Annotated in this window: 18 protein-coding genes and 1 tRNA gene; 10 read left to right on the forward strand and 9 right to left on the reverse strand. The window is 46.4% G+C overall.

Annotated elements, in window-relative coordinates; translation table 11 throughout:
- The first annotated feature begins 26 nt into the window (after positions 1 to 26).
- The 3 genes from ftsH (at position 27) to L0U89_RS15225 (ending at position 3,799) form a co-directional block, all read left to right on the forward strand.
- Positions 27 to 2,132, forward strand: a complete 2,106-nt coding sequence (gene ftsH / locus L0U89_RS15215) for an ATP-dependent zinc metalloprotease FtsH (protein ID WP_234862304.1) — start codon at positions 27 to 29, stop codon at positions 2,130 to 2,132.
- Between the two features lie 84 nt (positions 2,133 to 2,216).
- Entirely contained in the window at positions 2,217 to 2,978 is a 762-nt protein-coding gene (locus tag L0U89_RS15220; RefSeq protein WP_234862305.1) for a UDP-2,3-diacylglucosamine diphosphatase, read from the forward strand.
- Positions 2,966 to 3,799 (forward strand): TolB-like 6-bladed beta-propeller domain-containing protein, encoded by an 834-nt coding sequence (locus L0U89_RS15225; RefSeq protein WP_234862306.1) that lies wholly within the window; start codon positions 2,966 to 2,968, stop codon positions 3,797 to 3,799. Before L0U89_RS15220 ends, L0U89_RS15225 begins: the two co-directional genes overlap by 13 nt.
- A gap of 25 nt (positions 3,800 to 3,824) precedes the next feature.
- On the opposite strand, the gene L0U89_RS15230 is transcribed toward L0U89_RS15225, so the two are convergent.
- Positions 3,825 to 4,253 carry an FKBP-type peptidyl-prolyl cis-trans isomerase gene (locus tag L0U89_RS15230; protein WP_234862307.1) on the reverse strand — a complete coding sequence of 143 codons (429 nt, stop codon included), beginning with the start codon at positions 4,251 to 4,253 and terminating at the stop codon, positions 3,825 to 3,827.
- A 212-nt stretch (positions 4,254 to 4,465) separates the two neighbouring features.
- On the opposite strand from L0U89_RS15230, the gene L0U89_RS15235 reads away from it, so the two are divergent.
- Positions 4,466 to 5,851, forward strand: coding sequence for a sigma-54-dependent transcriptional regulator (locus L0U89_RS15235; RefSeq protein WP_008626996.1), 1,386 nt, complete (start codon positions 4,466 to 4,468; stop codon positions 5,849 to 5,851).
- Entirely contained in the window at positions 5,841 to 7,184 is a 1,344-nt protein-coding gene (locus tag L0U89_RS15240; RefSeq protein WP_234862308.1) for a sensor histidine kinase, read from the forward strand. The genes L0U89_RS15235 and L0U89_RS15240 overlap by 11 nt, the downstream gene beginning before the upstream one ends.
- Here L0U89_RS15240 and L0U89_RS15245 read toward each other — a convergent pair.
- The gene (locus L0U89_RS15245) at positions 7,174 to 7,635 is read right to left on the reverse strand and encodes a hypothetical protein (protein ID WP_234862309.1); all 462 of its coding nucleotides are present in this window, start codon (positions 7,633 to 7,635) and stop codon (positions 7,174 to 7,176) included. The genes L0U89_RS15240 and L0U89_RS15245 overlap by 11 nt on opposite strands.
- Positions 7,636 to 7,889: 254 nt before the next feature.
- Between L0U89_RS15245 and L0U89_RS15250 the strand changes: the two genes are divergently transcribed.
- The 4 genes from L0U89_RS15250 (at position 7,890) to rnhB (ending at position 13,302) form a co-directional block, all read left to right on the forward strand.
- Positions 7,890 to 8,750, forward strand: coding sequence for a UDP-2,3-diacylglucosamine diphosphatase (locus L0U89_RS15250; RefSeq protein WP_234862310.1), 861 nt, complete (start codon positions 7,890 to 7,892; stop codon positions 8,748 to 8,750).
- Between the two features lies 1 nt (position 8,751).
- The gene (locus L0U89_RS15255; protein WP_234862311.1) at positions 8,752 to 9,903 is read left to right on the forward strand and encodes a glycosyltransferase family protein; all 1,152 of its coding nucleotides are present in this window, start codon (positions 8,752 to 8,754) and stop codon (positions 9,901 to 9,903) included.
- A gap of 152 nt (positions 9,904 to 10,055) precedes the next feature.
- The gene (locus L0U89_RS15260) at positions 10,056 to 12,728 is read left to right on the forward strand and encodes an MGH1-like glycoside hydrolase domain-containing protein (protein ID WP_234862312.1); all 2,673 of its coding nucleotides are present in this window, start codon (positions 10,056 to 10,058) and stop codon (positions 12,726 to 12,728) included.
- A complete protein-coding gene (rnhB, locus tag L0U89_RS15265) occupies positions 12,703 to 13,302 on the forward strand; it encodes a ribonuclease HII (RefSeq protein ID WP_234862313.1) in 600 nt (199 codons plus the stop codon). The genes L0U89_RS15260 and rnhB overlap by 26 nt, the downstream gene beginning before the upstream one ends.
- Here rnhB and L0U89_RS15270 read toward each other — a convergent pair.
- From L0U89_RS15270 to lepA, 7 genes are all read right to left on the reverse strand, one after another.
- A complete protein-coding gene (locus L0U89_RS15270) occupies positions 13,299 to 13,832 on the reverse strand; it encodes a DsrE family protein (RefSeq protein ID WP_234862314.1) in 534 nt (177 codons plus the stop codon). The genes rnhB and L0U89_RS15270 overlap by 4 nt on opposite strands.
- A gap of 61 nt (positions 13,833 to 13,893) precedes the next feature.
- Positions 13,894 to 15,240 (reverse strand): hypothetical protein, encoded by a 1,347-nt coding sequence (locus L0U89_RS15275; protein WP_234862315.1) that lies wholly within the window; start codon positions 15,238 to 15,240, stop codon positions 13,894 to 13,896.
- A gap of 50 nt (positions 15,241 to 15,290) precedes the next feature.
- Positions 15,291 to 16,247, reverse strand: coding sequence for a DUF1295 domain-containing protein (locus L0U89_RS15280; protein WP_234862316.1), 957 nt, complete (start codon positions 16,245 to 16,247; stop codon positions 15,291 to 15,293).
- Positions 16,248 to 16,380: 133 nt separating this feature from the next.
- Positions 16,381 to 16,464 (reverse strand) — tRNA-Leu (locus L0U89_RS15285).
- Between the two features lie 112 nt (positions 16,465 to 16,576).
- Entirely contained in the window at positions 16,577 to 17,461 is an 885-nt protein-coding gene (locus L0U89_RS15290) for a bifunctional 5,10-methylenetetrahydrofolate dehydrogenase/5,10-methenyltetrahydrofolate cyclohydrolase (protein ID WP_234862317.1), read from the reverse strand.
- 65 nt (positions 17,462 to 17,526) lie between these two features.
- Entirely contained in the window at positions 17,527 to 17,883 is a 357-nt protein-coding gene (locus tag L0U89_RS15295) for a four helix bundle protein (protein WP_234862318.1), read from the reverse strand.
- A gap of 56 nt (positions 17,884 to 17,939) precedes the next feature.
- Positions 17,940 to 19,727, reverse strand: coding sequence for a translation elongation factor 4 (gene lepA, locus L0U89_RS15300; RefSeq protein ID WP_305067158.1), 1,788 nt, complete (start codon positions 19,725 to 19,727; stop codon positions 17,940 to 17,942).
- A 182-nt stretch (positions 19,728 to 19,909) separates the two neighbouring features.
- On the opposite strand from lepA, the gene L0U89_RS15305 reads away from it, so the two are divergent.
- The gene (locus L0U89_RS15305; RefSeq protein WP_234862320.1) at positions 19,910 to 20,455 is read left to right on the forward strand and encodes a DUF4924 family protein; all 546 of its coding nucleotides are present in this window, start codon (positions 19,910 to 19,912) and stop codon (positions 20,453 to 20,455) included.
- The last annotated feature ends 18 nt before the right edge of the window (positions 20,456 to 20,473 follow it).

A 20,473-nucleotide genomic window follows, 5' to 3' on the forward strand; every position in this document is an offset into this window, starting at 1 on the left:
ACAAACAATTGAATCCATAAGGAAGAATGAGCGAGAACAATAAAAATAAAAACTTCATGCCGAAGACACCCCAGAAGCCCAACTTTCAGCTTTGGCTGATCATTGCGGCAGTGATCGTGTTGGTAGGCATCACTTGGTTTAACCAAAGGAATAGCGTAATCGAAAAACAACTAAAGGATTTCGAGGACATGTACTTGGCAAACGACGTGGCCAAGGTCATGGTGATCTACAACCAAAATGTGGTAGAAGTGAGCCTGAAGTCCGAGGCCTTGCAAAACAGCAAGTACAAGAATGAACTTGAAGCGAATAGTCCGTTCTACAATCCCGCTGGTCCACACTATCAGATCAGGATCGCATCGGTAGACAAATTCATCGATTATTTCAATGAATTGGAATCCAAAATGCCCGAGGGATCCCGTATTGGCTACACAGCCAAAACCCAAGAGTCTTGGACAAATTGGTTCTCCAGCTTTGGCTTCTTGATTCTCCTATTCCTATTCTTCTGGATTATGATGCGCCGTATGGCAGGACCTAGCGGTCCGGGTGGGCAGATTTTCAATGTGGGAAAATCCAAAGCCCAGCTCTTTGACGCTGAAAATAAAGTCAAGATCACTTTTGACAATGTGGCAGGCCTTGACGAGGCGAAAGAGGAAATCCAAGAAATCGTGGAGTTCTTGAAAAACCCAGGTAAATTCACCAAACTCGGGGGTAAGATTCCGAAAGGAGCCCTATTGGTAGGCCCTCCGGGAACCGGCAAGACCTTGTTGGCAAAAGCCGTGGCCGGGGAAGCAGGCGTTCCTTTCTTTACCTTGTCCGGCTCCGACTTCGTGGAAATGTTTGTCGGCGTCGGTGCCGCGCGGGTTCGTGACCTGTTCAAACAAGCCAAGGAAAAAGCACCTTGTATCATCTTCATCGATGAGATCGACGCCATCGGACGTTCACGTGGAAAGGGCCAAATGCCCGGTTCCAATGACGAACGTGAAAATACACTGAACTCCTTGTTGGTAGAAATGGACGGATTTGGTACCGACAGCGGTGTAATCGTACTGGCAGCGACCAACAGGCCTGATGTACTGGATTCGGCTCTGTTACGTCCAGGTCGTTTTGATAGACAAATCTCCATCGACAAGCCGGATATCGTGGGTCGGGAAGCGATCTTCAAAGTGCATCTTAAGCCAATCAAAACATCCGATGATGTGGATGCCAAGAAATTGGCGGCACAGACCCCTGGCTTTGCCGGGGCGGAGATCGCCAACGTCTGCAACGAAGCTGCGCTGATTGCAGCGCGAAGAAACAAGACTGCCGTGGATATGCAGGATTTCCAAGATGCCGTTGACAGGGTGATTGGCGGATTGGAGAAGAAAAACAAGATCATTTCTCCTGAGGAAAAGAAAATCGTAGCCTACCACGAAGCAGGTCATGCCGTGGCCGGATGGTTTTTGGAACACGCCGATCCCTTGGTGAAAGTGAGTATCGTGCCCCGCGGCGTAGCGGCGTTGGGTTACGCACAATACCTGCCCAAGGAGCAGTTCCTCTACCAAACCGAACAATTGGTAGACGAGATGTGTATGACCCTTGGCGGTCGTGCCTCCGAGGAAATCATCTTCGGTAAAATCTCCACCGGTGCACTCAGCGACTTGGAAAGGGTTACCAAAATGGCCTATTCGATGGTTTCGGTATACGGTATGAACGACAAGATCGGAAACGTTTCCTTCTACGACAGCAAATCATCTGAATACAGGATGACCAAGCCATACTCTGAGACAACCGCCGAAACCATCGATGAGGAAGTTAGGAAGCTGGTGGCTTTCTCCTATGAGCGCACCAAAGAACTGCTCAACCATAAAAGGGAACAGCTTGAAATTCTGGCCAAGGAGCTGTTGGAAAAAGAAATCCTTTTCCAAACTGACTTGGAAAGATTGATAGGTAAAAGGCCGTTTGCGAAGGAAACCACCTACGAGGCTTTCACCAAGAAAACCCCAAAGGTAGCTGCTAAAGAAGAAGCAGAACCAAAGGCAGAATCTGGGGAAAAAGTCCCTGCTGACAGTTCTACCGTGAGTTTCAGCAGCAATGGCAGCGGCATTTCCCATTCCAATGATCAATCGGAACTGGCGGATCCAACAAAACAATAGCGAATCAATCAGCAATGAATAAATAAGCCTCCTTCATGGAGGCTTTTTTCTTTCCTGTTATCTTTGGCCGATATCACTCAAGGCATGAACTTAAAAATTCACGACAAGAAGGTTTTTTTTGCATCTGACTTCCACCTTGGCGCACCCAACGAAACACTAAGCAAGGCAAGGGAAAAAAAGATCATTGCCTGGCTGGACAGCATCGAAAATGAAGCGGCGGCAATATTTCTGGTGGGGGATATCTTCGATTTTTGGTTTGAATATGAAAAAGTGATCCCAAAAGGCTTTGTAAAGTTCATTGCCAAAGTATCAGCCCTGCGCGACAAAAATGTCCCTATATTCTTTTTCACCGGAAACCATGACCTGTGGATGGATGATTATTTCACCAAAGAGCTTGGAATTCCTGTTTTTGATCATCCTATTGAAGTCAAGATTGAAGATAAGGTGTTCCTCGTCGGACATGGAGACGGCTTGGGTCCCGGAGATACCCAATATAAGATCCTGAAAAAAATCTTTACCAACCCCATTTGCCAATGGCTGTTCAAGTGGCTGCATCCTGACCTGGGGGTACGCATCGCACAAAAATGGTCGAAGAACAGCCGCATTTCGAACAACTCCAAAAACGAGGACACCTTCAAGGGCGACGACGAATGGCTTTGGGCATATTGCAAGCAAGTGGAAGCAAGCAAGCATTTTGATTATTACGTGTTTGGCCACCGACACTTGCCCTTGGAATTGCCTGTAGGAAACAAATCGAGGTACTTCAACCTAGGCGAATGGATCAACAATTTCACCTACGGAGTATTTGACGGAAAAGAATTCAAATTGGAAAAATGGCAAGGATAAAAGCGCTGTTGCTACTTTTTCTCGCTCTTGGTAGTGGAAAAGCGTCCTCCCAGGAATCTGAATGGGGTGATTTTGTCGCCGTGGAATTTCCGCGTTTGGACAAAATCTCTCTTGATAACCAAGATTTTTTGTTTGTCGCCGACCCTGAGGGAAACCTCTACCAATACAATCTCTCTGGGCAGCGCATCAACAACTTCTCCCCTCCCCGTCAGGGTCGACTTACACAATTGGAAGCATTTTGGACAGTCAATATCTTCACTTTTTCCACTGACCTGCAGGAATACCGGATTTTGGACCGTTTTATCAACCCAATCTCCGAAAACAAGATCCCAGCCGAGAATATCGCCTTGGCCAAAGCCGTAACATTGGGAAACAACAATATCATTTGGATCCTTGATGAAACAGATCTCTCGATCAAGCAATTTGATTTTCGCACCCGCCGGATTTTGCAGCAGCAGCCTTTGAACCTTGTGTTGGAAAATACCAGCCTTGACGTCCTCGATATCCGTGAGCATCAAAACCTGCTCTTTCTTAACATTGCCGGCCAGGGCATTTACATTTTTGACAACCAAGGAAATTTTATCAAAAGGCTGCAAGTATTCCCAAATGGCCGTCTAAGCTTCTGGAAGGGCTATTTATTTTTGGTGGAAAAAGACTCCATCCGACTTGTGGACTTCCAATCCGGCGCCGAAGAACAATTTAAGCTGTCGCTAGGTACGGAAGTGACGGGAATTTTGGTGAACCGCAAGGCTGTCATACTCTACAACAACCGTGGATTTAGGATTTATCAAAAAGAAAATACCCCATTGAAGGGGTATTGAATACTCTTTAGGGCTAGCTCAGATTTTATCCGATTGCGACCAAAGTAATGTCAAATATCAAATCCTCGCCTGCCAGTTGGTGATTGGCATCCAAGGTGATTTTTTCCTCATCCACATAGACTACTTTCACCGGCACGGGCTGACCCATTTGGTTTTGAAGCGAAAGCTCCATGCCAACTTCAGGCTTGATCGATGGGGGCACTTGATTCATGGGAATATCCAGCATCATATCCTCGCGCTTTTCGCCATAGGCTTCAATGCATGGAATTGTCACGCTTTTTTGGTCACCCACAGCCATACCGTAAACGGCAGCGTCAAAACCCTTAATCATGTTTCCGTCACCAAGTGTAAAACCAAGTGGCGACCTTCCTTCCGAAGAATCAAAAACGGTTCCGTTGAGCAATCTTCCAGTGTAATGGACCTTCACCGCATCTCCCTTTCCTGCAATAGACATAATTTTCTTTTTTAGTGGAGTACAAAGGTAGGCATTCCGAGACGCAATCAAAACTGACGGACACATCATAGCGGACAGTGTTCGGTAATGATATATTTATGTACGTTTTCGAACATATTTCAATCAATCGGGCTAGATTTAGGCTAAATCAGAGCCCTTTTGAAGGATGGCATCATTTTGTCAATAGAAGTTTCACCAAATAATCGCATACCATGGAAAGCCCCCAACTCGGAAAAATCCTCATCATTGACGACAACGAGGACTTGCTCTTTGCCGCAAAGATGTTTTTGAAAAAACATGCCAAAGAAGTCACCATCGAGAAAGACCCCAGAAGGATTCCTTTTTTGATCAATAACAACAGCTTCGACGTCATTCTCTTGGACATGAACTTCACCGACGACACCACCTCGGGCAAGGAAGGTTTCCATTGGCTGAAGCAAATCAAGGAAATTGATCCAAGCGCCGTAGTCATCCTGATCACGGCATTTGGGGATGTGGAGATGGCAGTACGCGCGCTCAAGGAAGGGGCGACTGATTTCATCCTGAAGCCTTGGCAAAACGAAAAACTTTTGGCCACGCTTACGGCGGCCTCCCGGCTAAAGGAAAGCTACAACCAAGTCGAAAAGCTCTCCACCAAACAGAAACAACTCCAATCCGAACTCAAAAAGCCCTATGCCGACATCATCGGTCAGAGTGCGTCGATGAAGAACATTTTCTCCATCATTGACAAAGTCGCGCAGACAGATGCCAACATCTTGATTTTGGGTGAAAATGGTACAGGTAAGGAATTGATCGCAAGGGCTATCCACGACCGTTCGCACCGCAAGGATGAGATATTCGTAGGCGTGGACATGGGTGCCATTACAGAGACCCTTTTCGAGAGTGAGCTCTTTGGGCATAAAAAGGGATCCTTCACCGATGCCAAGGAAGACCGTCCCGGCAGGTTCGAAATTGCTGACAACGGGACCCTTTTCCTTGATGAAATCGGAAACCTAAGTATGCCATTGCAATCCAAACTGCTTACCGTATTGCAACGCAGGGAAGTTACCAGAATCGGTAGCAACAAGGCTGTCCCGGTGGACATACGTCTGATCTGCGCTACCAACATGCCCGTGCACGAGATGGTCTTGGATAATACCTTCCGCCAAGATTTGCTATATCGGATCAACACTGTCGAGATATTCCTTCCACCACTCCGTGAGCGGCAGGATGATATTCCGATCCTCGCCAACCATTTTCTGAAATCCTATGCGCAGAAGTACAGGAAAGAATTTGAGGGATTTACACCAAATGCCATGCAGATGCTGCAAAAATACCACTGGCCTGGTAACATCCGCGAGCTGCAGCACGCCATCGAGCGGGCGATCATCATGGCTGATGGCAAGCAATTGGACACCAGGGATTTCTTCTTCCTTTCTTCCAAACCGGTCAATGAAAAGGCACCCGCAATGGCCAATACCTACAATCTGGACGAAATGGAAAAAAGCACCATCCAAAGAGCAATCGACAAGAACGGAGGAAACATTTCAAAAGCCGCAAAAGAGCTGGGACTAACCCGCGCTTCTTTGTACAGAAGATTGGAAAAATATGGATTATAAAATTGGACTGCTCGGGCGGATCATACTACTAGCAGTATCACTGTTTGTACTTGCTTATTGCATCCTGAGTAGTGCGGGGGTATTCCTCATAGCGCTGTTTATCATCGTGGTACTGGCACAGGTGGTCTTTTTGATTGGCTATTCCGAAAATTCATTCAAAAAAGTCCGCCAATTTCTCAACAACATCAAACAGGACAATTACAGCAACGTCTATCCGGTCAAATTCGATGGTACGGAGACGGACGATCTGCACATAGAGTTCAATGCGATCCTCGCCAAACTCAAGGAAGACCAAGCCGAAAAAGAAGCCAATTACCAATATTTCCGATCAGTTTTCCAACACCTCAGCATCGGCCTGATTACATTCAACGAAGAGGGGAAAATCCAAATCGTCAATACTGCCGCCAAGCGGATGCTGAACATCTCCAATCTGGCAAACATCTCCGAGGTCGAAAAAATCAACAAAGAACTGCATCATGCGATCCATTCGCTAAGGACCGGCGGAAGCGAATTGATCAAGATCGCGCATCCCGATGGGATTATGCAACTTTCTGTGTATGTCATCGAATTGGTGATGCGGGAATCCAAATTCAAATTGGTATCCCTGCAGAATATCCAAAGTGAGCTTGAGGAAAAAGAAATGGAGGCTTGGCAAAACCTCATCAAGGTGCTGACCCATGAGATCATGAACAGCATCGCACCAATTTCTTCCTTGGCAGCCACCGTCAAGAGTGACATGGAATCCAAAATCAATTCCGCTTCCCAATTGGACGCGCACGACTTGGAGGATTACCTGATGGCGCTTTCCACGATTGAAAAAAGAAGCGAAGGCATGATCAAATTTGTCTCCGACTTCAGAAGTCTAGCCCACATCCCAGCACCTAAGTTCCAGGCAATTCAGCTGCATTCATTGTTTGAGCATTTGGAAGTACTGCTGCAGCATCAGTTTGACCAACACCAAATCCAATTCAGGAAAAAAATCGAACCCGAAGATCTGATCCTTTTTGGCGATCAGAGTTTGATCGAGCAGGTCCTGATTAATCTGATCCAAAATGCCATTCAGGCAGTCGAAGACTCCGTCACGCGGGTGATTAGGCTGGAAGCTTTTATCGACGAGTCCGGCAAAATCATCATCGAAGTAGCCGATTCCGGAAAGGGAATTGACGAGGAGGCGCTTCCAAAAATCTTCATCCCATTTTTCACTACCAAGAAAAAAGGCTCAGGAATCGGACTGAGCCTCTCGAAACAAATCATGCGCCGCCACAAAGGCAACATTCAGGTACGTTCGGAACTTGGTAGCGGCACGGTATTCAAGCTGATTTTCAACGGCTAGCGGACCTTTCGTAAATGAAAATCTCACCATCACAACGCAACCAGGAATCGTTCACAAGCTGGTAATCGGTGTTGATAAAAAGCCTTTCTTCGGTTGTCGAGTTGCAATTGACAATGAGTTCCGGCTTCGTTTCAAACACCAGCCTCAAATTCAACAACTGCTCCTCGCTTGTATTGGGAATAATTGTAAACTTGCCTAATGCCTTTATCGGCTGTCCTGTATCCGTGTCGATACGGGTGGAAGTTTTTGCAAAACCACCTCCCGCAAAAAACTCATACTTTTCCGTAAATCCGATATCCTGACCTACGATTGGATCTCCACCCCTCGCCTCGACGAGCTTCACCAACTCCCAAGGGCCATTCACGCTTGTAGGGACATTTTCCTCTTTGTCGCAGGAAATCATTCCAAACGACGTCATCGCCATGATCAATGCCAATAAAACTTTCTTCATATCGACTTGAAATCTGAACTTTTGCTGTGAAGACGGACAATTTCTCGATTCCGTTTCATGCGGCTGCGAATTTCATGCATTTTCCCCAATTCCAGAAACGGAAAATCACAATTCGAACAAATAAGCGTGGACGGATTCCTTAACGTTTTCTTCACATTCACAGATACTTGGGGCAAAAACTTATTTTAATCATAACACGCTGTTTAAGACTGGATTAAACGAGAGTTTTAACTTTCGAGCAAATCCTAATCCACTTGAAAACCCACTTCAAAACCATCATCATCTCCGACGTGCATCTTGGCACCAAGGGATCAAAGGCCAAGGAGGTTGCAAGGTTTCTCAAACAATACAGTTGCGAAAACCTCATCCTCAACGGCGACATCATCGACGGCTGGCAATTGAAAAAATCCGGCTCCTGGAAGCGCAAGCATACGCGCTTTTTCAACAGAATCCTCAAGATGATCGAGCGTGACCAAACCAAGGTAACCTATCTCCGCGGAAACCACGACGACTTCTTGGATCAAATCCTGCCCATCCAGATCGGAAATCTTTCGATTCAATACGACATGATTTATGAAAGTCATGGGAAAAAATATTTCATCACGCATGGGGATATTTTTGACAGTGTCACGACAAATCTGCGCTGGATCGCCTATTTGGGAGATGTGGGGTACACCTTTCTGCTGTGGCTAAATCGCCTGGTGAACTACCATCGGAGGAAACGTGGCCTCCCCTATTATTCATTGAGCCAATATGTCAAGGGGAAAGTAAAAACTGCTGTATCCTACATTGACCAATACGAAGAGGAATTGGCGAAAATGGCGAAATCCAAAGGCTGTGACGGCATTATTTGCGGCCACATCCACAAAGCCGAAAACAGGATGATTGATGGCATCCTGTACCTCAACTCGGGTGATTGGGTGGAAACGATGAGCGCATTGGCCGAAGACCACGACGGCAATTGGCAGTTGATCTACTACAATGAGATCAACTTCAAGAAATCATACAGCTCTGAAGACGACAAAACCATCTCGATCGAGCAACCGCGGGAACTGAAAACGGTCGCTTTCGAATCGCTTTCAAAGGGCCTGAAAATCCCAAATTTCTTCTTCTAGAATGAAATTTCTGTTCATCGTCCAAGGCGAAGGTCGCGGGCATATGACCCAAGCGATTGCCCTTTCCCAAAAACTGGAATCCTGGGGGCATATCGTATCCGCGGTATGTATCGGAAAAAGTGCAAGGCGGCAAATTCCGGCATTTGTACATCAAAAAATCTCAGCGCCGATTTACCTTTTCGAGAGTCCGAATTTCGTGACCGACGAAAAACAAAAGTCCATTTTACTCTGGAAAACAATTACCTACAATCTCGGTCAGATCAATAAGTATCAAAAGAGCCTTCGGATTATCGACGAACAAGTCAATAAATACCAGCCCGATGTGATTCTGAATTTTTATGATATTCTTGGTGGTCTTTACAAATTGCTTTACAAGCACACGGGCGAGTTCTGGACCATCGGTCACCAATATTTGATCGAGCATCCGGAGTTTCCTTTTGCCCCCAATCAGACTCTCGCCAAGTGGCTTTTCAAACTTAACACGAATCTCACTGCGATCGGCGCATCAAAAAAGTTGGCGCTCTCATTTAGAAATTTTGCATCATCGTCAAACAAAAATCTGTATATACTGCCCCCACTCCTGAGGAGGGAAGTAAAGGATCTCCAACCCAAAAACGATGATTTTTTCCTATGCTATATGGTCAATCCAGGCTATGGACAAGAAGTGATCAACTTTGCGACTGCAAATCCAAACATTGAAATTGTGGCTTTTTGGGACCATAAATCAATGCCTAACGGGAACAAACCAGTCCCAAACTTGATTTTCCACCAAGTGAATGACAGGCTTTTCTTGGAAAAAATGGCTTCCTGCAAGGGCCTTGTAAGCACGGCCGGATTTGAGTCGATTTGCGAAGCGATGTATATGGGAAAGCCTGTCATGATGGTGCCTGTCGCTGGACAGTACGAGCAAGCCTGCAATGCCATGGATGCGGAAATATCAGGCGCAGGAATTCAAAGCACGGATTTTGACTTCCGGAAACTTATAGAATACATAGATCAAAAGGGGACAGAAGCTCTGGATTCTAAAACTTGGTTTGACCAATTTGATTCATTGTTTTTGAAAATTATTGCCGAAAACGATAAGCCACCGCTAAATTCCAGCTCGGTTAGAAGAGTAAAAAAATCGAAGGCTTTCGGAATTTTATCTTCCTGAAAAGAATCAAATAAGTTTCAGTCACCCCTTCATTCAATCTAAAACGATTGCGATAATTTTTTTCCGAATTCGGGTCTTCCTTCTTCCGATCATTTCGATTTACCCTATGCAAAAATCAGTAAATTGGGAAGTCGAATTTTTACAGGTTAGTTATGACAGAAGAGAAAAAACGGCTTCAGGAGACGAAGGATGGCGTTTACAATTGGAAGAAATGGGGCCCATACCTGACCGAACGCCAATGGGGTACCGTACGCGAAGACTATAGTCCAAACGGTGCCGCCTGGGACAACGTCACCCACGACGACGCGCGAAGCAAAGCCTATCGCTGGGGTGAGGAGGGCATCGGCGGAATCTCTGACGACAAACAAACCCTCTGTATAGCTTGGGCCTTTTGGAACGGGAAAGATCCTTTTATCAAAGAAAGGCTTTTTGGGTTGACAGGACCGCAGGGCAACCACGCGGAGGACGTGAAGGAAATCTACTATTATCTCGATTCCACGCCCACGCACAGCTACATGAAGATGCTGTACAAGTACCCCCAAAACGAATTTCCATATACCCAACTTTTGGAGGAAAACCGGAAGCGGACCAAAAACGACCCCGAATTTGAGATCATTGATACAGGTATATTTGACCAAGATGAATACTTCGATATTTTCATCGAGTATGCCAAAAAATCACACGAAGACATCTCTGGATTTGCCACGATCCACAACCGAGGGCTAAAAGATGCAGATATTTGGGTGATGCCGACTTTTTGGTTCCGAAAAACCTGGTTTACCGGCCAAGAAGCTTTCATGCCAAAGCTGACAAAAACCGCCGATCATGTCGTCAAGGCATACACTCCTAATATGGGTAATTATTTCATCAATTTTGATGGAAATCCGGAGATCAGGTTTTGCGATAACGAGACGAACCGCGAGCGTCTTTACAACATCCCCAACGACAAGAAATACCTCAAAGACGCCATCAACGACTTCGTTACCAAGGGCTACCAGCAATATTTGAATCCAAAGGATTTTGGGACCAAAACGGCTGCAATCTATAAACTTACCGTCCCGGCGGGTGGAAGCGCAGTGGTCAAGTTCAGGATGATGCACCAGCAGTCAAAAGACGCCTTGGAACACTGTGACGCAATTTTGGAAGAAAGGAAAAGGGATGCAGATGAATTTTATGGAGAAATCCAAGAGCGCGTAAAGGACCCTGAAATGCGGAATATCCAACGTCAAGCCTATGCCGGGATGATGTGGGGCAAGCAGTTTTACTACTATAATGTAGACCGTTGGCTTGACGGCGACCCTGGACGATACCAACCGCCAAAGGAGAGGAAAAAGGGCCGCAACAGCAGCTGGCGACACATGTACAACCAAGATATCATCTCCATGCCTGACAAGTGGGAGTATCCTTGGTATGCGGTTTGGGATTCGGCCTTCCACTGTGTTCCGATTGCGAGGATAGATCCTGAGTTTGCAAAAGACCAGCTTATCCTGTTTCTCAACGATTCATACCTCCATCCAAACGGACAAATACCCGCATATGAGTGGAATTTTTCCGATGTAAATCCTCCAGTCCATGCCTATGCCGTACAGCGGGTCTATCAGATAGACAAAAAAATGAACGGGGGAAAGGGTGACCGGGACTTTTTGGAACGCTGCTTCCACAAGCTGATGATCAACTTCACGTGGTGGGTCAACCAAAAGGACAGCGACGGCAAGAACATCTTTGAAGGTGGTTTCCTTGGTCTAGACAATATTTCAGTTATCGATCGCTCCCATGCCCATCGCTACAAGGGAAAACTGGAACAAGCAGATGCGACGTCTTGGATGGCTATGTTTTCGCTTAACATGCTTCGGATATCCTTGGACCTCTGCGAGTTCAACAAAAACTATCAATACACGGCGATCAAGTTCCTAGAGCATTTCCTCCATATTGCGGGGGCAATGAGCAATATCTCCGAAGAGCACATCAGCCTCTGGAACGATGAGGAAAACTTCTTTTTTGACGTTTTTCACCTACCTGGAAAAGAGCCAAAGGTGATGAAACTCAAATCCATTGTAGGCATCATACCTTTGTTCGCAGTGGAATCGATCAAGGTGGATATGTTTGAGAGCCTTCCGGACTTCAAGGAAAGACTGGAGTTCTTCCTAAAGGAAAAACCCAAAATGGCAGCTTTGGTCTCGAGCTGGATCAAGCCAGGATACGAGAAACGGAGGTTGTTTGCCCTCCTGAGGGGACACAGAATGAAGAGCATCCTCCAAAAAATGCTTGACCCGAACGAGTTCCTAAGCGACTATGGCATCAGGTCGCTGTCGAAATACCACCTCAAAAAACCCTATAGCGTCAAAATCAACGGTGACCTGCTGACTGTCAGGTACACTCCTGGGGAATCCGACTCGCTGATGTTTGGGGGCAATTCCAACTGGCGTGGGCCGATCTGGTTTCCCATCAACCACTTGATCATCGAATCGCTCCGCAAATTCGATTACTACTATGGTGGCGAATTCTCGATCGAATACCCGACCGGCTCGGGAAATTACGTCACGATGGATTTGATTGCCAAAGAGCTTTCGCTCCGTTGCATCAGGCTGTTTTTGCCGGATGAAAATGGAAACCGACCGGTATATGCCCATTATGAAAAATTCCAGAAAGACCCCCATTTCAAGGACCACATCCTGTTTTACGAGTATTTCCACGGAGACAATGGCCGAGGCCTCGGCGCTTCGCACCAAACGGGTTGGACTGGCCTCGTCGCCGAGATGATCCACAAGTATTACAAAACCGAAAGCACATCCAAAGACAATGCTGAGTCCTTTTTTAGAATTTGAGCGGATAGAAGCTGGCTGCGATGAAGTCGGGCGGGGTTGCCTTTGCGGGCCGGTGGTGGCGGCGGCGGTCATTTTGCCACCCGACTTCGCCAACGCTTTTGTCAATGACTCAAAAAAATTGACCCGGGAAAGCCGGAATGCCTTGGTCAATGAGATCAAATCCGAAGCCATTGCCTGGTCCATCGCCGAGGCAAGTGTGGAGGAAATCGACCGGATCAATATTCTCAGAGCGTCTTTTCTAGCCATGAGCCGGGCAATTGAAGCACTAAATGTGAAACCCCAACACCTGCTGATCGACGGCAACAGGTTTAGCAGCCATTTGACAATACCTTATACCTGTATCGTAAAGGGCGACGGAAAATTCGCGAGCATAGCCGCAGCATCCATCTTGGCAAAAGTTTACCGTGACGAAATGATGGAACGCTATGCCGAGCAGTACCCGGGATATGGCTGGGAAACAAATGTGGGCTACCCAACACATTCACATCGGGAAGGAATTCTGAAACTCGGCACCACACCGCTGCACCGAAAAAGTTTCAGGCTGCTGCCTGATCAACTGGAATTTGATTTCTAAAACCGGAGAAGCATGTACCCTTGAGGAACATATTTGGTCAGGGTCGTCAGCATCGACAACGCGAGTTGCGCCCCCTGCCACATATCGCTTGGCTTCATATCGCGCGCGATGAGCGATTGGCCACAAATATAGAACTCGACCCCAGCGTCCTTCAAAGCTTCATAGACAGGAAGGTTTGGATTTTTGTAGCCATAGAGCTTTTCATAGTATGCATCTCCGAGGATGCTAAAAACCGCACCACCATGTACCGCCACTTTCACCTGGATATGCTCATGCTTGACGCCGCCGATGCCATGGAGGTTGATCATGCGGGCAATATTGTCCACCATTCGGTTGATTTGCTTTGGATCGTCGGCAGGTGAGACGAGGTCAATGATGATCTTGAATTCTCCGTTTGGATCGGGCTTTTCTGTCGCTTCAGGTATTTCATATATACCACCAAAGCCCTTTATGATCGGAAATTGGGCCGTCTGGCCATTGGCTGCAAATGCAAACGTTAGAAAAACAAGTGGCGCAAAAAAGGTTTTCATTATTGCAAACATGGGATCGGTCAAGGATATTTTCGAAAAAGTACCCAAAAAATCACCACCATCAAACCTCTATTTTTTTGACTACATAACGCTGAATGCCATTGATGTTCTCAATACCCAACACGACAAACTTGTTCTCCTTCCAATGATACACCCTGACTTCTTCCCATCCAGAGAGATTTCGCTGCGTTTTTAGAAAATCATCGATTTTGAGCAATCCAGTAAGGTTTCCTTCCTCAATCTGATAGAGCTTGAAGCCCGGTAGCACGTTAATTTTCGGGCTTCCCTCAAAAACGAAATACAAATCCCTTTCGACCAGCCCGAGGGTACTATAATTTGCCAAGGCTCCTCCCAATCCATAAAAAACCTTCACCGATGTGTCGTAAACGCGTTCGCCTTTGTAGTCGAGCAGGACAAAATGTACAAATTTCCTTACCACTCGGTCGGAACTGGAAGCAAGTACGATATAATCGCCATTGGTCTTGGAATGATATATCACCATTTCCCTCCTGAGGTTTTTTGCATTTTTCCGCCGGCCGGGGTTCTTTTTATAGTCAAAAAAACCCTCCAAGGACTGCATGGGGTGGATTTTTGCGGATTGTTCTAGGAAATCATTGACCGCAACATGGTAGTATCCGGAAAATTGCTCCCCCTGCTTTTTGGCATAAGTCCCGACAATGCTATAGCCTAACCCAGAGGTCGAGATCAACTTCGCCGATTTAAAGATCAGCTTTTTCGGCCCCGGGGGACGTATTTCCATTTCGTAGACCTTTGTTCCTAAAGTCGAAAACCCAATCATCTTAAGCGATTGATTGTTGAAATCACCTTTTTTGTGAAGCAGCATATCAAAAACATCACCTTCTACCTGTACATCCCATACCCTTGTTTTTGGATAGTACAATTCGGAAAGCGAAATCAAAATCCCGGTACGATAGTCGTATAATTGGACGAAATCACCTTTCTCGAGCGATTCAACGACCAATAGCGTATTTCCGATAATCTTGAATCGATCAACCTTCCCAAGGTTGATCGAAATTGGGTAGAACTTGATATCCTGGGTCTTAGTGTCGACGACACTGATCATCTTGTATGAACTCCGGTTGGAGAGTAGCAGGTATACCTTATCATCAGCTACCTCATGATTGACTCCAAAGAAATCCCTTCCAATTCGGTATTCTTCAAAAAGCTGATGGTCGAAATTTCCGTCCTTGAGCGACAATGACAGTACCCCCAAAACAGGATCAACTTGATAGGTAAGTACAAAATCCTCCCCCGTTACAACGCCACTGTTTGCCCCGAATCCAAGTGGGCTTTCGGTCTGTTGGCTCAATTCCTGACAAAACCCACCGACGGAAAAAAGAAATAATATTAAAGTCGTTCGAAATAGAAATGCGAAGCGTCTTGACATAACGGAATTTACGCCCCAGAAATGAAATGGTTTTTTTAAAACCAAACACTTTAGGAAGTTGGTGCTGGACTTTCTTGGGTTTTCCCCTTTGGTCGTGGCACAAATCTAGGAACGCGGGCTTGATATGATTTGTATTCGGGGTATTTTGAAGCACTGATTTCCTCGCTGAAATTGGAACTGCCCTGAAAAAGAATCAATAACAAAAGGCAGCCGACTATTGACCAATTGAGCCATTGGCCAGAAGCGGTTACAGAGAAAAAGTAGAAAGTCACCCAGAAACCCTGCTCACCGAGGTAATTGGGATGGCGGGAAATGGCCCAAAGCCCCTTGTCCAAAAAACCCTTTGCAAAATCCCCCACAAGCAACTTCCCCTCCCGTATCAGCCTCCATTTTTCAGATTGGTACTTCCACTGCTGCTCGTCGGCGGCGGTTTCCAATGCCAAGAAAAACAAAGTACCGGCAGCCACGAAATAATCCCACCTACCAATACCTCCATCGTCAAACTGCATTACCACCAGCATGGGTAGCGTAAACAACAAAATCAACACATTTTGATAGCCAGAAATAAAAAACAGATTGAATAGGGTCCATTTCCAGCGGGGTTGAAACTCGGGCTTTTTACGCAAAATCTCCCAGCGGTAGTCCTCTTCGCCCTCCCAAAACTTCCATCGATAGGCACCTTTTCTGGCAAAATTATAGGTAAGCCGTACTCCCCAAGCGCTTACCAACACCGCAAGCAGGATCATTCTTGGCGTGAAGTCACCATAATTTGCCATCACCCAGGCATAGATGATCGGCAAGATGCTCCAATACTTGTCCACCTGACTGTTGTTGCGGGTAAGTTCTCCTACCAGAAAACAATAAGCAATCGACACGCCGCAGATCTTGACCAATAGTGAAAGGGCAGCCCATTCCGTTTCTCCCAAGGGTATTCCAAACAGGTATGTGAAAATGGGTACTACCAAAAGGGTGAATATCAAGAGTACAGCTGTTTGGACGATCTTCATGGAGACAGTATTTTCTATTGAAAATAGGGAGAAAATCAATTTTTCAAAAATCATTACAAACCTGGCGAAAAAAATACAGGACAAGGCAACCCACCTATCAACAAAAAAGCCCCGGAGAGAATCCGAGGCTTTGTGCGCATGAGAAGATTCGAACTTCCACACCCGTAAGGGCACCACCCCCTCAAAGTGGCGTGTCTACCAGTTTCACCACATGCGCGGTTAGGGTCTGCAAAAGTAGAAAGGTTTGTTATTCGTTGCAAGTGGGTAAATGAACTTTCCGAAGAAAAATTGGGCAGCATCAGACTTTGGTGTTCCCGCTTTTTGTAAGCTTAGGGAAAGATTTTCTTTTCCGCGGCCAACAGCGTATTGAAAAGCAGGGAGGCTATTGTCATCGGTCCAACACCACCCGGCACCGGGGTAATGGCAGAAACCTTGGCCGCCACTTCGTCAAATTTCACATCTCCCAAAAGTCTGAATCCGGACTTTTTACTCGCATCATCGACCCTGTGGATTCCCACGTCAATCACAACTGCACCTTCCTTGACCATCTCTGCGGTGACAAACTCCGGCTTGCCGATCGCCACGATCAGAATATCGGCAGTCTTGGTGATTTCAGGAAGGTTTTGTGTGCGGCTATGGGTCAGCGTGACGGTACAATTTCCAGGATATTCATTTCGTGCCATCAGGATACTCATCGGAGAGCCTACTATATGGCTGCGACCTATGACGACACAGTGTTTGCCCGCAGTTTCAATCTTGTATCTTTTCAAAAGCTCCACAATTCCGTAGGGAGTAGCTGCCACATAGGCAGGCCAGCCCAAGGTCATCCGCCCCACATTAGTCGGCGTAAAACCGTCGACGTCTTTTTCGGGCTTGATCTTATCGGTTACTTTTTGGACCGAGATGTGTTTTGGCAGTGGCAACTGCACAATCAATCCGTCGATTTCGGGATTGGCATTGATGTCTTCCACCACTTGGAGCAATTCCGCTTCGGATACAGCTGCATCCAAACGGACCAAAGTGGATTGGAAACCTACTTGCTCGCAAGCCTTCACTTTCGCACCCACGTAGGTCTGGCTCGCACCGTCGTTGCCGACCAATATGGCTGCGAGGTGGGGGATTTTTCCTCCTTCAGCCTTGATTTCGGCTACCCGAGCGGCGATTTCGGTTTTGATTTGTTCGGAAGTGAGTTTTCCATCGATAAGAATTGCCATTTGCTATGGATTGAGTTTTTTTGAAAGTACGAAATCCGAAGTACGAAGTACGAGGAAAGCACACCCTATTGGTTGCTTTTTGCTTTGTTTATCGAAGCCACAACCATCTTCAATATCTGTTCACACTCATCTAAAAGCAGTGACAGTTCTCTCTCTAACGAAACATCACCGTTGATCTCTCTGATAAGTTCCAGGAAGTATAACGATTCATCAGCTTCCTCTTCGACAATTTTCAATTTATTAATGAAGTCAGCGGTTGACTTTGCGCGTTGACTTGCACGGTAGTTTGCTCCTACTGAACTGGAGCATCTGATAAGTTGGTTGACATAACTGTTGAAGCCTCTGGAATTAGGAAGTTTGTTGCAAAAATGCCAAACATCAACCGCAAACCGTTTTGTCCTTATTGTCAGATTGGTCTGCATATGGGTCTCAAAAGGGCCTTGAGTTAAGATATTCGTACTTCTAACTTCGTACTTGACTAATCCAATTTAAGTACCGCCATAAATGCCTCCTGAGGCACCTCGACATTGCCGACTTGCCTCATTCGCTTCTTGCCCTTCTTCTGTTTTTCGAGGAGTTTGCGCTTTCTGGAGATATCACCCCCGTAGCACTTGGCCAAGACGTTTTTGCGAAGTGCCTTCACCGTTTCCCTGGCGATGATTTTGGTGCCGATGGCAGCCTGGATGGCGATTTCGAACATCTGACGCGGTACGAGTTCTTTGAGTTTTTCACAAAGTCTCTTGCCCCATTCGTAGGCTTTGTCGCGGTGCACGATGGCGGAAAGCGCATCTACGACCTCGCCATTGAGCATCACATCCAATCTCACCATGTGAGATTGCTGGAAGCCCATCAATTCGTAATCGAGCGACGCATATCCCCGCGAAATGGTCTTTAATTTATCGAAGAAATCAAATACGATCTCGGCCAAAGGCATATGGAAGGTCAATTCGACCCGGTCAGAAGTCAAATAGATTTGGTTTTTGATCTGACCTCTTTTTTCCATGCAAAGTTGAATCACAGGACCCACATACTCTGCAGCGGTGATGATCGTAGCTTTAACAAACGGCTCTTCAATATGCTTGAACCTGGTCGGATCGGGCATGTCTGAGGGTGCGTTGATCAATTTCACCTCGTCATTGGTCATGATGGCTCTGAACTGCACAGAAGGCACCGTCGTGATCACCGTCATGTCAAACTCCCGCTCAAGCCGCTCTTGGATGATCTCCATGTGGAGCATTCCCAAGAAACCGCAGCGAAATCCAAAACCCAGCGCCGCAGAGGTCTCGGGTTCCCATACCAGCGAGGCATCGTTGAGCTGTAGCTTCTCCATCGAAGCCCTCAACTCCTCAAATTCAGTGGTATCCACGGGATAAATCCCCGCAAAAACCATCGGCTTAACGTTTTCAAAACCCTTGATGGCTGCGGCACAGGGATTTTTCACATGGGTGATGGTATCACCGACTTTCACTTCTTTGGCGACTTTGATGCCGGAAATGAGGTATCCCACGTTACCCGCAGACATGGTCTGTTGCGGAATTTGGTTGATGCCGAGTATTCCGATCTCATCGGCCTCGTATTCACGGCCTGTGTTGACAAATTTGATCCGGTCACCCTTGTTGATAGTGCCGTTAAAAATCCGGAAGATAACTTCCACACCACGGAAAGAATTGAATACGGAATCAAAAATCATGGCTTGAAGTGGTGCTTCCGGATCACCCTTTGGTGCCGGTATTCTTTCCACCACGGCATTCAGGATATCTTCGATCCCAATGCCCTCTTTTCCGGAGGCAAGTATGATATCCTCTCTTTTGCAACCAATCAGATCGATCACCTCATCGGCCACGACGTCAGGGTCAGCGCCGGGAAGGTCAATCTTGTTGAGCACAGGAATAATCTCCAAATCATGGCCAATCGCCAAATACAAATTGGAAATGGTCTGCGCTTCGATACCCTGGGAGGCATCCACGATCAACAGCGCGCCCTCACAAGCGGCGATGGATCTGGACACTTCGTAGGAAAAATCCACGTGTCCCGGGGTATCTATAAGGTTGAGCACATATTCCTCATCCTTGTAGTTGTACTTCATCTGGATCGCGTGGGACTTGATGGTAATCCCCCTTTCCCTTTCCAAATCCATGTTGTCCAACAACTGGTCCTGCATTTCCCTGTCACTTACCGTGTTGGTAAACTGGAGCAGGCGGTCGGCCAAAGTACTCTTCCCATGGTCAATATGGGCGATGATACAGAAGTTTCTAATTCGTTGCATATTCATTCTGGGCGCAAAAATAGGTAAATTTGTGGGTTATTTTGGTATAGCCTCAAAACACCTAGGTAAATTTGAAGGGCAAGAGAACAAACCACAAAATGGCATCAACCAGATATTTGATCTTGGTGTCAATCCTTTATCAAACTGGTTGAAAGCAGCAATTGTTGGCCAGCAGAAAGAATATGAAAAAAATTGCTTTAAATAAACTGGAAAAGAATATCGCCGAATACATCCTATATATGTACCAAATGGAGGATTTGATCCGGGCATACGATTTCAATATGGAGGAAATCGGGCAATATGTCGTGTCTCATTATCCTATTGCCGAGTCTGAAAAACAGGAAACTTTGAGCTGGTTTGCGGAAATCGCCCATGAAATGAAGTCCTCCGGCATCGAAAAACGAGGGCATCTAGTCCGGATTCAAACACATATGGATACCCTAGCCAAGATTCACTGGGAAATCCTCAAGACCGACAAAAACTATTTCGAGCTCTTCCAAAAAGCCAAACCACATCTCCTTCAATTGGTGTTGGAGGTGAAAGGTGAAAACCCGGGAAATGAAATCCGAATTTGCCTGCATTCCATCTACGGGCAATTGCTGGCGAGGCTAAAAGGACGAGAGATTCCAGCAGATATCCTTGAAGCAAATGAGCGATTTGGCGATCTCATCAGTTACCTGGTGTTTGTCTTTCACCAACGTGAAAGGGAAAAAATCCAGAAAAATTAACTGTCGGCACTATCCCAC

Origin of the sequence: Mariniradius sediminis (assembly GCF_021491425.1) — a bacterium.
Classification (GTDB): domain Bacteria; phylum Bacteroidota; class Bacteroidia; order Cytophagales; family Cyclobacteriaceae; genus Mariniradius; species Mariniradius saccharolyticus.

Coding starts and splice junctions, on each gene's coding strand:
- ftsH (WP_234862304.1), top strand. CDS start 27: ATGAGCGAGAACAATAAAAATAAAAACTTCATGCCGAAGACACCCCAG.
- L0U89_RS15220 (WP_234862305.1), top strand. CDS start 2,217: ATGAACTTAAAAATTCACGACAAGAAGGTTTTTTTTGCATCTGACTTC.
- L0U89_RS15225 (WP_234862306.1), top strand. CDS start 2,966: ATGGCAAGGATAAAAGCGCTGTTGCTACTTTTTCTCGCTCTTGGTAGT.
- L0U89_RS15230 (WP_234862307.1), bottom strand. CDS start 4,253: ATGTCTATTGCAGGAAAGGGAGATGCGGTGAAGGTCCATTACACTGGA.
- L0U89_RS15235 (WP_008626996.1), top strand. CDS start 4,466: ATGGAAAGCCCCCAACTCGGAAAAATCCTCATCATTGACGACAACGAG.
- L0U89_RS15240 (WP_234862308.1), top strand. CDS start 5,841: ATGGATTATAAAATTGGACTGCTCGGGCGGATCATACTACTAGCAGTA.
- L0U89_RS15245 (WP_234862309.1), bottom strand. CDS start 7,635: ATGAAGAAAGTTTTATTGGCATTGATCATGGCGATGACGTCGTTTGGA.
- L0U89_RS15255 (WP_234862311.1), top strand. CDS start 8,752: ATGAAATTTCTGTTCATCGTCCAAGGCGAAGGTCGCGGGCATATGACC.
- L0U89_RS15260 (WP_234862312.1), top strand. CDS start 10,056: ATGACAGAAGAGAAAAAACGGCTTCAGGAGACGAAGGATGGCGTTTAC.
- rnhB (WP_234862313.1), top strand. CDS start 12,703: ATGCTGAGTCCTTTTTTAGAATTTGAGCGGATAGAAGCTGGCTGCGAT.
- L0U89_RS15270 (WP_234862314.1), bottom strand. CDS start 13,832: ATGAAAACCTTTTTTGCGCCACTTGTTTTTCTAACGTTTGCATTTGCA.
- L0U89_RS15275 (WP_234862315.1), bottom strand. CDS start 15,240: ATGTCAAGACGCTTCGCATTTCTATTTCGAACGACTTTAATATTATTT.
- L0U89_RS15280 (WP_234862316.1), bottom strand. CDS start 16,247: ATGAAGATCGTCCAAACAGCTGTACTCTTGATATTCACCCTTTTGGTA.
- L0U89_RS15290 (WP_234862317.1), bottom strand. CDS start 17,461: ATGGCAATTCTTATCGATGGAAAACTCACTTCCGAACAAATCAAAACC.
- L0U89_RS15295 (WP_234862318.1), bottom strand. CDS start 17,883: ATGCAGACCAATCTGACAATAAGGACAAAACGGTTTGCGGTTGATGTT.
- lepA (WP_305067158.1), bottom strand. CDS start 19,727: ATGCAACGAATTAGAAACTTCTGTATCATCGCCCATATTGACCATGGG.
- L0U89_RS15305 (WP_234862320.1), top strand. CDS start 19,910: ATGAAAAAAATTGCTTTAAATAAACTGGAAAAGAATATCGCCGAATAC.